Below are 15,345 nucleotides of genomic sequence, written 5' to 3'. Positions count from 1 at the left end.
TCTTTCCCCTATTCGGCCGCAGCAGCGATCGGGCCAGAATAGCCGTAAATTTCCTTCGCAGCCTTCGCCGTAATTAGGTTTTCGGAAAGATCCTGCTCGATGAGTGCGCGCGAACGATCGCTCGCAGCTCCCCAACCGCCGCCGCCAGGAGTCTCGACCTCGAGGCGCTGGCCTGTCTTCAGGACCACCTTGCCCTTCGGGAACTGAGGCTTGCCGTCCTTCATGACCTTTCCAGCCGATCCGCTCTGGCCTTCGACGACACCGAAGCAAGGATGGCGGACACGCTCGGACGCGAGGTAGATGTTCATCGGGTTCTTGCCGAGGTTCCGCAGCACGACACGCTGGCCGAGACCGCCGCGATGCTTGCCTGCTCCGCCCGAGTCCGCGATCAGTTCCTTCCGCTCGGTCAGCACGGGAACGGCAACCTCGAACATCTCGATGGCCGTTACCTTGCAGTTCGAGGGGAAACTCAGCGTGTCCAGACCGTCGAGCTCCGCGCGCGCGCCCTGCCCGCCGTGGAAATTCTGGACCGAGCCATATTGCGTGCCGTCATTGCGCTGGCCGACGCAATTGGCAGCCCAGATCGGAGCACCGCCGCTGTCGCCCATGACCTTGTCGGGCACCACGCCTTCGAGCGCCTTGAAGATCAGCGAAGGAATGACGTGCCCGATCAGGTTTCGCGAATTGCCCGCCGTCCAATGCTGCGGATTGAGGATGCAGCCGAGCGGAGCCTCGTCGGTGATCGGGACGATGCAGCCCTCGTTATTCGGAGTCTCAGGGTCGAGCAGGCACTTCAGAGCATAGACGGAATGGGCATAACGGTAATTCGTCCGGCAATTGATCGAGTGCAGAACCTGGTCGGAGGTGCCGGTGTAATCGACATGGATCGAGTCGTCCTTGATGATAACCGAAGCCTTCAGCGTCACGTCTACATCGTAGCCGTCGAGCAGAACCTCGGCGGCGTAGCTGCCGTTCGGCCATTCGCGGATCGCCTTGCGGGTCTGCGCTTCGGAGCGAGAATGGATGGCGGTCGCCAGGCCTTCGACGTCGTCGAGACCGTACTCATCCAGGAATTTGACGAGTTCGCGGCCCATGACGTTGTTGGCGGCGATCATCGACTCGAGATCGCCCCGCACTTCGGTCGGAAGGCGGACCGACGCTTCGATGATGTCGAAGACGTCCTGGTTCGGAACGCCGGCCTTCAGCAGCTTGACGATCGGGAAGCGGATGCCTTCCTCATAGATGTCGCTCGCTTCGGAATGCAAAGGCGCCCCGCCGATATCGGGAAGATGGGCGATGGAGCCGGCATAGGCGACGACCTTGCCGTTCTTGAAGATCGGCGTGATCATCGTGACATCGGGAAGATGGCCGGTGCCGATCTCCGGATCGTTGGTCGCCAGCACATCGCCCTCTTCGAGCCTGTCTGCCGGGAACTTCGGCAGGAAATAATTCTGGGCCGCGGCCGGGAGCGAGGTGATGAAGACCGGGATCGACCAGGTGCATTGCGCCAGCGCCCGTCCCTTGCTGTCCAGCAGGACGGTGACGTAGTCGTGGTTCTCGCGGACGATCGGCGAGAATGCCGTCTTGCCGAGGACGTTGTCAGCCTGGTCTGCAATGAAGATCAGGCGGTTCCACATGACCTGAAGGTTGATCGGGTCGTTGAAATCGGTGGCGGGTTTCGACATCTGAGTACCCCTTAGTGAATATTGATCACGAGGTTGCCATGGGCATCCACATGGAAGACGCCGCTTGGCCCGACGACCGCAGTCGATTCCCGCTGCTCGACGATTGCCGGACCCTTGACCTCTTCGCCGACAGGAAGCTTGTAATGGTCGTAGACCGCAGTTTCGGTAAAGCCGCCAATCTCCTGGAAGTAGACCTGACGGCTGCCCTTCTTCGCCTCGGCAACGACGGTCTCGTGCGGGCGCGTGACCTGATCCTTTTCGCCGCCGGCGCGCAGGCGCCAGGTGATGACCTCCAGCGGCGCGGCAACGGTACGGCCGAACAGTTCACGGTACAGCTTGAAGAAATTGCCGCGGAGCTCACTGAGGAATTCCTCCTTCGGCAGGGTCCGGTCAGGCAGAACCACGGTGATCTCATGGCCCTGGCCGACATGGCGCATGTCGACGGTGTGACGGTTGCTGATGGTATCTTTCGGCACGCCCGCCGCCGACACGACTTCGGCACCTTGGGCGGAGAGTTCGTCCAGCAGACGGTTCATGGCGTCCATATTCCAGGCGTCGAGTGCCATCGGATGGCTTGCGGACAGATCGACCGCCACCGGAGCGATCAACAGGCCGATCGCCGAGCTCACGCCTGCACCGGTCGGGCAGATGATACGGGAAATGCCGAGCTTGCGGGCGATGCCATAAGCGTGGACCGGACCGGCGCCGCCGAACGCGACCATGGGCAGCGAACGAGGATCGACGCCGAGATCGGTCGCATGCATGGCGGCCGCCTTGCTCATGGATTCGTTGACGAGGTCATGGATGCCCCATGCGCAGCGCTCGACCGAAACATCGAGCGAGGCGGCAAGTTTGTCCATCGCCTCGTGAGCGGCCTCTCTGGATACCTTGAACGAGCCGCCGACGAAGGATTCGGTGCCCATATATCCGAGCAGGATGTCGGCATCCGTGACGGTCGGCTGGGTGCCGCCACGCTGATAGGCGGCCGGGCCGGGCAGCGCGCCTGCGGAGTGGGGGCCGACGTCGAGCAGGCCGAGAGGGTTCTTAGCGGCGATCGAACCGCCACCCGCACCGATCTCGATCATCTGGATCGACTGGATCTTCAGCGGGAAACCGGATCCCTTGCGGAAACGATGAAAATGAGCGACCTCGAGATCGGTGCCGACATTCGGCTCACCATCCGGGATCAGGCAAAGCTTCGCGGTCGTGCCGCCCATGTCGAAGGACAGGACGCTCGCCTCACCGGCCGTGCGGCCGAACTCGGCAGCGGCCACGGCGCCGGCCGCTGGGCCTGACTCGATCAGGCGCACCGGCAGTTCTGCGGCACGCCGGCTCGGCACCAGCCCGCCCGAGGACGTCATCCAGAGGACCTGGCGATCGATGCCCCTCGCAGCGAACTCACGCTGGAGATGAGCGACGTGGCCGGCCATCTGCGGCCTGGTATAGGCGTTGACAACAGTCGTCGACGCGCGGTCGAACTCACGCATCTCAGGGCAGACTTCCGACGAGAGCGAGACGAAGATATCAGGGTCTTCCTCGCGCAACAGCGCTGCGACGCGCTGCTCGTGCTGCGGATATTTGTAGGCATGGAGAAGGCAGACGGCGACGGAGCGGATGCCCTTCTCCTTCAGGCGGCCGGCGATTTCGCGCACCGTCTCTTCCTCGAGCTCGGTCATGACAGAACCGTCGGCTGCGATACGCTCCTTGGCGCCGAAGCTGTTTGCACGGGTAACCAGCGGGTCGGGATATTTGATGTTCAGGTCGTAGAGGTCGTAGCGTCCTTCGTTGCGGATACGTAGCATGTCCTGAAAGCCGTCGGTGGTGACGAACCCGGTCTCGACACCCTTGCGCTCGAGAACCGCATTGGTGACGACGGTGGTGGCGCCCAGCACCTGAAGGTCATCGACGGCGATGGTGCCAGCGAATTTTTCCAGCAATTCGGACACACCCTGCACGACTGCTTCTGCAGGGTTCTTCGGCGTGCTCAGGACCTTGTGAAGGTGAAGGTCGCCCTTGTCGTCCAGGAGCGCAAAGTCGGTAAATGTACCGCCCGTGTCGAAAGCCAGTTTTGCCATGTTGTCCTCGAAGCGACTGTTCGGCGCGGCAGGCGCCGCAATGCGGATCCGATGCCCGGACCCGGTGTCTGCTTGGAGGTTATGGGAATGCCCGCCGCGTTGGCTAACACAACTACAGTCTGCCGCTATAGGGTTTGCTTATGGCGGAGCGGAGATACGCCGTCGGACTGCCGTTGCGAGGATCGGCGCCGGCTAAGCCGGCCTGATTCCGGGATGATGACTGCTCATGAGCTTGCCCACGACATCGAGGAGAACCGACCGTGCAGCGATGGCCGGTTCCGACAGGGGCAGATGATCGGCGACGCAGAGGGACACGGTCGCATCGATCACCGGCTTCGTCAGCGCCCTTACCTGCGCGCCTGAAAAGATCGCTGTCTCCGTGACAACCGAAGCCGGCAGAATGGTCGATCCAAGCCCGTCGAGAACCGCCGCGCTGAGAGCCGGAACGGATTCGATTTCCGAGACGACATCAGGGCTGGCTCTGGCTCTCGCCAGGGCATCGTCGATCAACCGCCTGAGCAGATGTGCCTTGCTGGGAAGAAGCAGCGGGATGTCCTGGAGGGCAGAAAGGGGAAGCGGCGCGCTGCTATCCCCGGGGAGTTCGATGCCCGGCGGCGAGACCAGGAACATTTCCTCGCGAAACAATGGCTGCAGGGTGACGCCCTTGATCGGGGCAGCGGCATAGATCAGCGCCATATCCATCTTGCCCGTCATGATCAGTTCGCTCAGGATCTGCCCGAAACTGTCATTGATGTGGACGACGATGTGGGGATGCCTCGCCTTCATCTCCTTGAGGATCGGCAGCGACAAGGCGCTTGACGAGGAATAGGTCGCAAGCCCGATCGAGACGCGGCCGGCCACCGACTTGGCGGACTGATCGATGTCGACCTGCGCCTGCTCGATCTGCTTCAACATCAATTGCGCGTGCCGATAGAGGATCAGCCCCGCCTCGGTCGGCGTAATGCCGACATTGCTGCGGATGAGGAGCTTGTGTTTGAAATGCGCCTCGAGAGCGGCAATCTGCTGCGACAGCGCCGGCTGGGCCGTCCGCAGAAGGCTTGCCGCTCGCGATACGCTGCCCGTATCGACGATCTTGACGAAGCTCTTCAGTTTTCGGAAATCGACGCTCATGGCCACCGGCTTCTTGTTTCACGAAAAAAGGTAAAGCCTGCGGCCCGTGGGGCGCAAGTCCCACCGGCCTCTTTGCAGTCAATACAGGTCGGCAACGGCCCGTTCGATGCGATCGCATGCTTGCGTGATCACCTCCATCGACGTCGCGATCGAGAGGCGGAAATGCGGCGATATCCCGTAGGCGGCACCCTGCAGCGCCGCGACCCCGACGCCATCCAGCAGATAGAGCACGAAATCGAGGTCTGTCTCGATTGTCTTGCCTTCGGGGGTCTTCTTGCCGATGACACCGGCGCAGTTCGGAAACAGATAGAAAGCGCCGTCAGGTACGAGACAGGAGAGGCCGGGCACGGCATTGAGCCGTGAGCACGCATAATCGCGGCGCTCCTTGTAGACCTTCACGCTTTCCGAAACGAATGACTGGTCAGAAGACAGCGCATAGGCGGCTGCGGCCTGACTGACCGACGACGGGCAGGACGACATCTGCGATTGCAGCTTGTTGATGGCCGCAATCAGGGCGGCCGGACCCGCCGCGTAGCCGATACGCCATCCGGTCATGGCGTAGGACTTTGAGACGCCGTTGGTGAGCAGAACACGCTCCTTCAGTTCCGGGACGGCAGCAACCAGCGTCGTCATCGGCTCGTCCTTGAACCAGATCTGGTCGTAGATATCGTCGGAGAGCACGAAGACGTGGGGATGGCGCAGCAGCACCTTGCCGAGGGCTTCGAGTTCGCTCCTGTCATATGCCGCGCCCGTCGGATTGGACGGCGCGTTGAGGATCAGCCACAAGGTCCTCGGCGTGATCGCCTTTTCCAAAGCCTCCGGCGTGAGCTTGAAGCCTGCTTCCTGCGGGCATTCGATGATGACCGGCTTGCCTTCGTTGGCAATGACCATATCGGGATAGGAAACCCAGTATGGTGCGGGAATGATCACCTCTGCATCGTTTTCCACGCTCGCCATCAGCGCCAGGAACAGAATCTGCTTGGCGCCGCCGCCCACGCAGATTTCGTTGTCCGCGTAGCTGAGGCCGAGCCGGCGCTGGAAATCGCCGATGATTGCCTTGCGCAGCGCCGGCGTGCCGTTGACGGCGGTATATTTCGTTTCGCCCCTGTCGATGGCTGCGTGCGCCGCGGCCTTGATGTTATCTGGCGTGTCGAAGTCCGGCTCGCCGACGGTCAGATCGACGATGTCGCGACCCGCCGCCTTCAGTTCGCGAGCACGGGCTGCCGCAGCCGTGCTCGGCGAAACTTTGATTCTGGACACACGCGATGCAGGCACGAAAGTGCTCATTGGGATTTCCTCGTTTCTGGAGAGACGGATTGGCTCAGTGAACGGCTTCGGTTTCGCCGCGCATTTTCCCGGTCAGGAACAGTTCGCCGAGCTCGTCATGGGTGATGTCTTTCGGCAAGCCGTCCCAGATGACCTTGCCAAGTCTCAGGATGACCGCGCGCTCCGCCACTTCCATGGCCTTCTTGGTGTTCTGCTCGACGAGCAGGATCGTCATGCCGTCCGCGTGAAGTCGAAGAAGCTCGTCGAACACGATACCGATCGCGGCCGGCGACAGGCCGACCGACGGCTCGTCGACCAAAAGCACCTTCGGCCGCTGCAGCACCGCCATCGCCACTTCGAGCAGTTGCTGCTCGCCGCCGGACATATTGCCGGCAAGCGTCGCACGGCGTTTCTTGAGGATCGGAAAGAGGTCGTAGACGTAATCGCGGTCGGCCTTCACCTTGGCGTCGCGGAGGGTATAGGCCGCCATCTGAAGATTTTCGTCGACGCTCATGACGGGGAAATTGCAGCGCCCCTGAGGCACGAAGGAAATCCCTTCGCCCAGAATGGCCCGCGACTTGCTGCCGGCAATATTCTTGCCGCGCCAGTCGATATTTCCCTGCTTGATCGTGGTCATGCCGTAGAGGGTCTTGAGAAGAGTGGACTTGCCCGCTCCGTTCGGCCCCATGAGCGCCACGAACTGTCCGGCGGGCACGTCTAAATCGATGCCGTTCAGAATATCCAGATTGCCGTAACCTGCGCGCAGGTCGCGGATCAAAAGTTGCGAGTTACCCTCCAAGATAGGCCTCCCTGACGCGCTGATCCTGAATGATGTCGCCCGGCAAGCCTTCGACGAGCTTGGCTCCCTGGTCGAGCACGATGACGCGCTGGCAGATGCTCGTAACGACATCGATATTATGCTCGATCACCAGGAAGCTCACGCCGAGCGACTTGTTGGCATAGAGGATGGTGTCGACGACGCGTTCGATGATCTTCGGATTGATGCCGGCCATCGGCTCATCCAGCAGGATGAGCTTTGGTTCGGGCATCAGCATGGACGCGAACTGGATAAGCTTCTGCTGTCCGCCCGACAGATTGCCCGCCGGCTGGTGGCGCACATCCCAGAGACCCGCCATCTTGATCAGGTCGCGGGCTCTCTCCCTGAGACCATCGATGCGCTGGCGGGACATCTTTCCGAGGCCGAAGGTCGATGCAATGGACGGGAAGGTGAACATTTGACCGGCGATGACCAGGTTCTCCTCGACATCGAGCGACTTGAAGGTGACGGTCTTCTGGAAAGATCGCAGCATACGGCCTTCCCTGGCGATGCGGTTCAGGGACCAGCCGGTGATGTCCTGTCCGTCAAGGACGACCGTGCCGGCGTCCGGCTTCGCAAGGCCTGTGCTGCAATCGAAGAAGGTCGATTTGCCGGAACCGTTCGGCCCGATCAGGCCTGCGATCTCACCTCGGTCGATGTGAATACTGACATCGTTGACGGCCTTGACCGCGCCGTAGGACTTGCTGAGATTCCTGATTTCGAGAAGCGGAAGATGACTGGTCATTTCGCGCCTCCGATCGCATTCCAGAAGCGATTGATCAGCGGCGCGCAGCCCTTCTTGAACCAGAAGACGAGGACGAGAAGGCAGACGCCATAGGCGATCATGCGCAGTTCGGGGGTAATGCGCAGCGCCTCCGTCAGCCCGACGAAGAGCAGGCTTCCGAAGACAGTGCCGGAAATCATCCCGGCCCCGCCTCCGAGCACGATGATCAGCATCGTGGTCGAATAGTACATCTGGAAGGTCAGCGGGCTGACGACTGTCAGGTAATAGGCGTAGAGGCAGCCGCCAACCCCGGCAAACACGGCGCTGATCATAAAGACGATCAGCTTGTAGTGCCAGGTGGGAACGCCGAGAGATTCGGCAAGCGTTTCGTTCTCACGGATCGCCACCATGTTGCGCCCGGCGGGCGAGCGGACGATTGCCCAGACAGCGAGGGTGGCGAGGGTCCCAATGATCAGGGCAAGATAGTAGAAGTTCGTCGTGCCGGACACCGTGAAAGAAAGCGGGCCCAGTTCGAAATAGGGTTTTGGAATGCTCGATAGACCCATGTCGCCGCGCGTCAGCGAGATCCAGTTCTTGGCGATGGCCTGACCGATGATCACGAAACCGAGCGTACACATCACGAAGGACGTCGAGCGCAGACGCAAGGCGGGAATGCCGAGCGGAAGAGCAAGGGCTCCTGAGACGGCGCCTGCAGCGATGAGATTGACGTAGAAGGGCGTTCCGTAGGTGACGGCGAGAAGTCCTGCCGTATAGGCGCCGATGCCGAAAAACGCGGCCTGGGCCAATGACAGAAGACCGGTATACCCTACAAGCAGATTGAGCCCATGTGCCGGAAGCATGAAAATCAGGGCGATGATCAGGGAATGGGTGATGTAGCGACTGCCGATGAACGGCGCGGCGAGTGCTAGGACGACCAGGACTGCGGCGAGCGGTATGCGAAGGTCGCGTCTGCGTGCCTGTTGAGCGGTTTCCGTCAGAGACATGTCGAGTCCTCGGTCGTTCGAGAAAGGTCGGCGGGCGCAGCTGCTAGAAGCGCGCCTGCGTCGAAAAGAGCCCATGCGGTCGCCACATCAGCATCAGGATCAGCGTAGCGAAGCCGACAGTGTCGCGGAATTGCAGGCCGACATACGTCGCGACCAGGCTCTCGGCCACGCCAAGGATCATCGCCGCGACGAAAGTGCCGCGCACATTCCCCAAACCGCCCATGATAATGATCGGCAGCGTCTTGAACGTGATCAGTTCGCCCATGCCGCCATAAACACTGACATTGACCGGCGCCGTCAGAACACCTGAAAGTGCCGCGAGGGCCGCCCCCAGCATGAAGGTTCGAAGCACCACCTGCGGTACATCGATGCCGACGACGCTGCAGCATTCGACGTTCTGGGAAACGGCGCGCATCGCCATTCCGAGGCGGGTGTAGCTGACCATCAGCTCAAGGCCGATGAACACCAACAGGCAGACGACGAGAATGAGAATGCGCTGCTGGGCCAGACTGAAGCCCAGGATGGAAACCGGTTCGATATAACCTCCGGCGAAGAATTTGTAGCCTCCGCCGAAGACGAGAATGATGGTGTTCTGCAGGATCAGCGCGATGCCGAGGGTGGCGAGCACGCCCGACTCCGCGGGCGCGCCGACCATCCGGCGCATGACGAGTTGCCCGACCACATAGGCGACGGCGATTGTCGCAAGAACTCCCACGACAATCGACGCTTCATAGGACAAGCCGAGATAGTCGATCGAAAACCACGCCCCGAACGTGCCGAGCATGTAGTACTCGCCGTGAGCAAAATTGATGGCTCTCAGCACCCCAAAAATCATGGTCATGCCGACGGCGACGATGGCGTAAACGGAACCAGTAACGATTCCATTCACAGATTGCTCAACTATGGTCGAGAGCATGGGCGTACTCCTCCCGGCAGATTAGTTGGCAGGATATTGAATGTCCGCCGTATATGCACCCTTGATGCTCGGCTTGCCGTTCTCGATCTGCAGCAGGATCATCGGCAGGCGGGCCTGGTTGTGGTCGTCGAAGGTAACCTCGCCAACCGGGCTCTTATATTTGATCTTCGAGAGTGCGTCGCGAACCTTCACCTTATCAGCGCTGCCGGCCTGCTTGATCGCCGCGGCGAGGAGATTGACGGTATCCCAGTGAACATAGGCGTGGTTATTCGGGGCTTCGTTGTAGGTGGCCGTGAACTTCTCGACGAAAGCCTTGCTTTCGGGCGAGTCAAACTGCGGCAGCCATGCGGCGGCTTCGACGGCGCCTTCGAGCGCCGACGGGGCTGATTTGATGGTCTTTTCCGTGTTGAACTCGCCATTGCCGATCAGCGTGACCTTGCCGGCTATTCCGAGTTCGATCATCTGGCGGGCGATGATTGGCGTCGTATCGGCGAGGCCGTACATGATGATCGCCTGGGCGCCATTGTCGCGGATCTTGGCGAGAACGCTGCGGAAGTCGACTTCGCCTTCCTTGTAATAATCTTCGCTGAGGATCTCTCCCTTGAAGTCAGGCAGGTACTTCTTCGTGAAGGTGATCGCTGAGCGGCCATAGTCGCTGTCGACCGATAGCACGGCGAACTTGGTGAAACCGCGCTGCTCCGCAGCATATTTGGCGACGATCAGCGCCCGGTTCTCATCTGTCGGATAGTTGCGATAGGTCCACTTGAAGCCGCCGACACCGGCCTGGTAGGTGATCTTCGGATTGGATGATGCCGCATTCAGCAGGAGAACTTCGGCATCTTCCGCGACGGGCTGGATGGCGAGCGTCACCGAGCTGGAAACATCGCCGATGATGAAGTCGACGCCATCCTGGTCAATCAGACGACGGGCGGCCGAGACGCCTTCGACCGGCGTGCCCTGGCTGTCGGCGTTGAGGAGTTCGATTTTCATCCCGTCGATGCCGCCGGCATCATTGATGTCTTTGACGGCGAGTTCGGCTCCGTGCATCGAAAATGCGCCGTAGCGCGCATTCGGGCCGCTCATCGGCGCAACAAGTCCGAGCTTGATCGTCCCGTCCGCTGCCAACGCGATAGCCGGCAGGCCGGAGACGGTCACTGCCAGCGAAAGGACTGCTGTAGAAATGAAAAGTACTCTGCGGCTTACGGTAAGTTTCATGTTCCCACTCCATGTTCTCGGGTGCAAACGCTTGGGCATATGGCCCAGCGTACTCCTGACCGCTTTCCGCGGTTCTTATCGCGTCAGCCCAGCGCTGACACCGTCACAGTAGGTTCAGGGAAGCGTCGCTGGCCAACACAACTCCACTCTGCCGCTATAGCGTTTATTTATAGCGAACCGATCGATTCGGCATTGCCGGAACGGCTCGCCGTCCGGCCGGATGAGCCGTCGGGTGATATAATGGTGATGTCGTCACTCGTCACTCGGATCCTGCACTCCACTCGCGATAGGCGAGGTGGATCTTTGCGCCGATCGTCGTGAAAGGCTGCGGCGGCAATGCCGTCGGGGCAGAGAGGCGCGCGTAGACGCGGCCGAGTTCGGAATCATGTCCGAGCGCCAGTTCCGCAGCCGCGATCCCTGAAGCTGTCGAGTTCGACGCTCCAAGGCCGTTGCAGCCGCATGCCGCGAATACGCCGCGGTCGATTTCACCGAATGCCGGAACATGATTGCGTGTGAGCGCCATCGCGCCGGCCCAGCGATACTGCATCCCGACGCCGCTAAGGGTGGGGAAGCGTTTGGAGAACTTGCCGTCGTGGCGGCGGCCGGCCCGCTGGATCGCGGCATCGCTGACTGCGATGCTCGGATTGTAGCTGTAGCGCGAGCGCACCAAAATTCGGTCGCCGGCGCCGGTGCTGATGCGGCGGACAGTTGTTCCCATCGGCAGGGCGGGAGTGGCGGCCCACTTCCGCTCTCCACAGAGGCGCGAGGGGTTGAACGCCTCGGTGAGGGAGGCGTAGGTGAAGACGTGGAGCAGGCGTCCCCGGAAGAAGCCGAAGCTCTCCACATGTCCATTGTTTGCCATGATGATCTTCGCCGCCTGCACGGAACCCTGCGGCGTCTTGACCAGCCAACCCGTACCGGAGCGCTCGAACGAGAGCGCCGGCGTGCGCTCGTAAAGGGTGACAGGCTCCTTCAGGCAGTCGGCGACCGCGCGAATGTAGGCGGCGGGCTGCACGATGACAGTGCCGGGCATGAACAGACCGGAGGTGTAAACCGGCGATCCCGTTACCGCCTCGATTTCCCCGGCGCTCAAGAGCCGATGGTCCTCGCCCATTTTCGTAAGCTGCTGCGCATAGTCATCGAGGTGCTTGTCGCCTTCCGCGCTGATGGCGACGCTGTATCGGCCACAGGGATCGAACACCTCTCTGCCCCAGCCGTTTTCGGTCGCCATCTCGGTCGCCAGAGCGATGGCCGAGCGCTGAATGAGCACGGATTGCCTGAACCTGGCCTCCGACTCTCCGCTGAAATCGTCAGACGAGACCTCGTGCGGCAGGTCGATGATGAAGCCCGAATTCGCGCCCGTAGGCCCCTCGCCGACGACGCCCGCTTCAAGGACGGCGACCCGCGCGGTCGGGTCCAGGCGTGAGATGCGCCGGGCCGCGGAGAGGCCCGCGAAACCACCGCCGATGATCGCGACGTCGGCAATGACAGGTCCGGTCAGCGCCGGCCGTGGCGTGCGTGGCGCAAGCATGGCCACCCAGCCCGAAACGCCTGCGCGTTTCGGCAGCCTGGATGCAACGAAGACGTTCCTTGCGGCCTGGGTCACGTCAGATCGCTTCCCGCTCCATAAGCGTTTCGAGGGAACGCCGGATGGCCGGAAGCTTTTCTGGGGCAAGCCCGCGCAGTGGTTTTCGCGGAACGCCGGCGCCGTAGCCCACCAGATCTGCGGCCGCATAGACGGACTGCACGTAATCACCTTCCCAGATCAGCCCCATCGACGGCTCCAAGATTTTCCAGAGCGCGCGAACCTCGTCCCACTTGTGCTCGGCGGCGGCTTCGACGAGGGAGACGCAGGTTCTCGGAGCGAAGTTCGCCCCACCCCAGATCAGGCCGTCGCATCCGGCATAGAGCGCATAGGGAACGAGAGGATCAGCGCCGTTCATGACGAAACGGCCGGTGCGGATAAGTGCTGCCTGCTTTCCAAGATCGCCACTGCTGTCCTTGACGGCACAGAAGCCGGGGATTTCGCTCAGCCTGTCGAGAAGTTCCGGCGTAACGGCGACGCCGACCGCTTGGGGAACGTTGTAGCCGATCACCGGCAGACCGGCCTTCGCAACCTCGCTGTAGAAATCGACGATGCCTTGGTCGTCGGTCGGCCCTTCGAAGAAGGGCGGAAGAACCATGACGCCTTCGGCGCCGGCGTCGCGCGCGCGGATGGTGCGTTCGACGACGTCTTCCACCAGAAGCGCGGAGGTCTGCGCAATCACCTTCGCTCTTCCGTTGACGATCCGCGCTCCGCGCCGGATCAGTTCCTCGGAATCGTCCTTGGAGAGGTAGACGTGCATGCCGGTGCCGGAGCTGAACAGAAAGCTTCTGACGCCTGCTGAGAGGTAGCGCTCGACGTTGTATTCGAGCCTGCCGTAGTCGATGCGTCCGGCATCGTCGAACGGCGTGGTAATGGCAAGATTCAGGCTTGGAAACTGGAAGTCAGACATTCGTTTGGTGTCCTGCGTTAGGCTGCCGAAGGGTCGAGCCAAAGGTCCTAGAGGGTCGGCGTCTCCAGACCCTCTGGGGCCGAGTACATGGCCATGTTTCGTCGTGAAAGCTCGAGGTGAAACCGCGCCAGTTCTCCGGCTGCGTCGGGATCGCGCTTCTCGATGGCGTCGATCATCTCGTCATGTTGTTGCGTGGCGAGTTCGAGCTCTTCCTGCATGCGAGGCGTGTTCGGGTGCTTGTAAAAGACCTTGCCGATGCGCGCGTGGTCAATCTGCAGTCGCCGCAGGCTCGGAACCAGATAGACGTTGTGCGCCATCTCGCCGATCTGTCGGTGGAACTGGTCGTTGTAGAAGACGCGCCCCTCGACGTCGCAATTGTCGACGGCCCTTCGAAATGATTGTTGAACCTGCTTCAGCACGTCGAGCTGCCCGCGCGTTCCATTCTCGGCCGCCAGCTTGCTGGCGGTGATGTAGATCATTGGCGCAAGAAGAAAGAAGTCGCGCAGCGACTGGTAACTCATCGAACTGACACGCGCCGCCCGGTTGGCTTCCAGCTCGATATAACCTTCGCCAGCCATCTGCCGCATCAGCTCGCGAACCGGCGGGCGGGATAGCCCGAACTCCTCGCTCAGCGCCACTTCGTCCAACACCGCACCCGGCGACAGCTCCATCGTCAGGATGCGTCTGCGGAGCGCAAGACCCAGGTTGGCCTTGCGGTCGGGGTTGCCGATTTCGGAGAGAATGTCATCGTCCATCTCATAATCCTTTTGGAAGACATTATGTAGACATAAGATAGACGTCAAGAATTTCTTGAGACTCCGGAATCGAATCCGCTCGCCCAGTCAGCGAGAAAGCAGGTTCGGGTCAGGAAAAGTTACTGCCTTCACGCGTAGCGAATGCTGCGTCGGCAAGGCGACCGGCGACCTCGATTGCTCATCGGCCCATCCGGCAACAGCCATGAATTCGGCACGCGCTCTAAAAGGTCAGTTGCACCTTGCAGGCGGCTGCGCGATCGCCGGCGAGAGTGAAGGCTGCGGCGGCTTCTTCGAGCGGCAGGCTGTGGCTGATGATCGGCCGCACATCGATCTTGCGGCTGGAGATCAAGTTGACGGCAGTACCGAACTCCTCGTGGAAGCGCTGCGTTCCGTGGAGTTGAAGCTCCTTGCCGACGATGGCGTTGAGAGGGATCGAGACGTCTCCGGTGACGCCGACCTGCACGATCGTTCCGCGTGGCCTGATGGCGGCAATCGCGCCGCGGATTGCCGGGGCGGCGGCTGAGCATTCGAAGACGAGATCGAAATAGCCCTTTCCCGCCTCATATTCCGCAAGCGCCTGGGCATTCTTGGAAACATTGATCGTGCGGCTGGCGCCCATCGCTTTGGCCCGGTCCAGCGCCGCATCCGCGAGATCGGTCACCACGATCTCGCTTGCGCCATGATAGGAGGCGACGGCAACCGCCAGGGTGCCGATCGGGCCGGCTCCGGTGATGAGCACGCGTTTGCCTGTGATATCTCCTGCGCGCGATGCCGCGTGCAGGCAGACGGAGAGCGGCTCGCTGCAGGCCGCCTCCGCGGCGGTTGTCGCAGGTCCGACCGCAAAGCATTGCTTGGCCGGCACTACCAGCCATTCCCGGAACATGCCCTGCTCATGCGGCAGGCGCATCGCACTGCCCATGAAGCGCATTTCCAGGCAGTGGATCGGCATGTTTTTCTGACAATATTCGCAATGCCCGCAGGGTTGGCTGGGATTGACCGCCACCAGCGTCCCGGCCTCCAAGTCGACCCCATCGCCAGCTTGGCTCACGGTCCCCGAGGCCTCGTGGCCGGGTATGATCGGCTCGCGAACCCGGACCGGCCCGAAGCCGCCGTCCTGATAATAATGCAGGTCGGAGCCGCAGATGCCTGCGGCCGCCATTTTGAGAAGCACCTCGCCGGGACCAGGGGCCGCAACCGCGGCGGTCTCGATTCTCAGATCGCCCTTTTGGTAAAGCCGTGCCACACGTGTCCGCATCTTCCGC

13 protein-coding genes are annotated in these 15,345 nt (G+C 61.5%); all 13 read right to left on the bottom strand.

What is annotated here, in order from left to right:
- Nucleotides 1-8 precede the first annotated feature (8 nt).
- On the bottom strand, nucleotides 9-1,685 hold the full coding sequence (locus tag HX899_RS17505) for a hydantoinase B/oxoprolinase family protein (RefSeq protein ID WP_180196093.1): 1,677 nt from the start codon (nucleotides 1,683-1,685) through the stop codon (nucleotides 9-11).
- An 11-nt stretch (nucleotides 1,686-1,696) separates the two neighbouring features.
- Nucleotides 1,697-3,760, bottom strand: a complete 2,064-nt coding sequence (locus tag HX899_RS17500; protein ID WP_181292945.1) for a hydantoinase/oxoprolinase family protein — start codon at nucleotides 3,758-3,760, stop codon at nucleotides 1,697-1,699.
- A gap of 192 nt (nucleotides 3,761-3,952) precedes the next feature.
- Nucleotides 3,953-4,891 carry a nitrogen assimilation transcriptional regulator NAC gene (gene nac / locus HX899_RS17495; RefSeq protein WP_180196095.1) on the bottom strand — a complete coding sequence of 313 codons (939 nt, stop codon included), beginning with the start codon at nucleotides 4,889-4,891 and terminating at the stop codon, nucleotides 3,953-3,955.
- 78 nt (nucleotides 4,892-4,969) lie between these two features.
- Nucleotides 4,970-6,178, bottom strand: a complete 1,209-nt coding sequence (locus tag HX899_RS17490; RefSeq protein WP_181292944.1) for an aspartate transaminase — start codon at nucleotides 6,176-6,178, stop codon at nucleotides 4,970-4,972.
- Nucleotides 6,179-6,212: 34 nt separating this feature from the next.
- Nucleotides 6,213-6,956, bottom strand: coding sequence for an ABC transporter ATP-binding protein (locus HX899_RS17485; RefSeq protein WP_180196097.1), 744 nt, complete (start codon nucleotides 6,954-6,956; stop codon nucleotides 6,213-6,215).
- A complete protein-coding gene (locus HX899_RS17480) occupies nucleotides 6,946-7,719 on the bottom strand; it encodes an ABC transporter ATP-binding protein (protein WP_003550376.1) in 774 nt (257 codons plus the stop codon). The genes HX899_RS17485 and HX899_RS17480 overlap by 11 nt, the downstream gene beginning before the upstream one ends.
- Nucleotides 7,716-8,702: a branched-chain amino acid ABC transporter permease gene (locus tag HX899_RS17475; protein ID WP_180196098.1), complete on the bottom strand. Its 987-nt coding sequence runs from the start codon at nucleotides 8,700-8,702 to the stop codon at nucleotides 7,716-7,718. The genes HX899_RS17480 and HX899_RS17475 overlap by 4 nt, the downstream gene beginning before the upstream one ends.
- A 43-nt stretch (nucleotides 8,703-8,745) precedes the next feature.
- Nucleotides 8,746-9,618 (bottom strand): branched-chain amino acid ABC transporter permease, encoded by an 873-nt coding sequence (locus tag HX899_RS17470; protein ID WP_018444573.1) that lies wholly within the window; start codon nucleotides 9,616-9,618, stop codon nucleotides 8,746-8,748.
- Nucleotides 9,619-9,639: 21 nt separating this feature from the next.
- Nucleotides 9,640-10,833, bottom strand: a complete 1,194-nt coding sequence (locus HX899_RS17465; protein ID WP_181292943.1) for an ABC transporter substrate-binding protein — start codon at nucleotides 10,831-10,833, stop codon at nucleotides 9,640-9,642.
- A gap of 259 nt (nucleotides 10,834-11,092) precedes the next feature.
- Complete coding sequence (locus HX899_RS17460; RefSeq protein WP_181292942.1) at nucleotides 11,093-12,439, bottom strand: FAD-binding oxidoreductase; 1,347 nt, start codon at nucleotides 12,437-12,439, stop codon at nucleotides 11,093-11,095.
- A gap of 1 nt (nucleotide 12,440) precedes the next feature.
- A complete protein-coding gene (locus HX899_RS17455; protein ID WP_181292941.1) occupies nucleotides 12,441-13,328 on the bottom strand; it encodes a dihydrodipicolinate synthase family protein in 888 nt (295 codons plus the stop codon).
- Nucleotides 13,329-13,375: 47 nt separating this feature from the next.
- On the bottom strand, nucleotides 13,376-14,083 hold the full coding sequence (locus tag HX899_RS17450) for a GntR family transcriptional regulator (protein WP_181292940.1): 708 nt from the start codon (nucleotides 14,081-14,083) through the stop codon (nucleotides 13,376-13,378).
- Nucleotides 14,084-14,303: 220 nt separating this feature from the next.
- Nucleotides 14,304-15,338: an L-idonate 5-dehydrogenase gene (locus HX899_RS17445; protein WP_181292939.1), complete on the bottom strand. Its 1,035-nt coding sequence runs from the start codon at nucleotides 15,336-15,338 to the stop codon at nucleotides 14,304-14,306.
- Between the last annotated feature and the right edge of the window lie 7 nt (nucleotides 15,339-15,345).

Source organism: Rhizobium sp. WYCCWR 11146, assembly GCF_013591995.1.
GTDB classification, from domain to species: Bacteria; Pseudomonadota; Alphaproteobacteria; order Rhizobiales; family Rhizobiaceae; genus Rhizobium; species Rhizobium indicum.
This window is presented reverse-complemented; position numbering and strand designations above follow the sequence as displayed.

Excerpts from the sequence above, each read along its gene's own strand:
- HX899_RS17505 (WP_180196093.1), bottom strand. The coding sequence starts at position 1,685 with ATGTCGAAACCCGCCACCGATTTCAACGACCCGATCAACCTTCAGGTC.
- HX899_RS17500 (WP_181292945.1), bottom strand. The coding sequence starts at position 3,760 with ATGGCAAAACTGGCTTTCGACACGGGCGGTACATTTACCGACTTTGCG.
- nac (WP_180196095.1), bottom strand. The coding sequence starts at position 4,891 with ATGAGCGTCGATTTCCGAAAACTGAAGAGCTTCGTCAAGATCGTCGAT.
- HX899_RS17490 (WP_181292944.1), bottom strand. The coding sequence starts at position 6,178 with ATGAGCACTTTCGTGCCTGCATCGCGTGTGTCCAGAATCAAAGTTTCG.
- HX899_RS17480 (WP_003550376.1), bottom strand. The coding sequence starts at position 7,719 with ATGACCAGTCATCTTCCGCTTCTCGAAATCAGGAATCTCAGCAAGTCC.
- HX899_RS17475 (WP_180196098.1), bottom strand. The coding sequence starts at position 8,702 with ATGTCTCTGACGGAAACCGCTCAACAGGCACGCAGACGCGACCTTCGC.
- HX899_RS17470 (WP_018444573.1), bottom strand. The coding sequence starts at position 9,618 with ATGCTCTCGACCATAGTTGAGCAATCTGTGAATGGAATCGTTACTGGT.
- HX899_RS17465 (WP_181292943.1), bottom strand. The coding sequence starts at position 10,833 with ATGAAACTTACCGTAAGCCGCAGAGTACTTTTCATTTCTACAGCAGTC.
- HX899_RS17455 (WP_181292941.1), bottom strand. The coding sequence starts at position 13,328 with ATGTCTGACTTCCAGTTTCCAAGCCTGAATCTTGCCATTACCACGCCG.
- HX899_RS17450 (WP_181292940.1), bottom strand. The coding sequence starts at position 14,083 with ATGGACGATGACATTCTCTCCGAAATCGGCAACCCCGACCGCAAGGCC.
- HX899_RS17445 (WP_181292939.1), bottom strand. The coding sequence starts at position 15,338 with ATGCGGACACGTGTGGCACGGCTTTACCAAAAGGGCGATCTGAGAATC.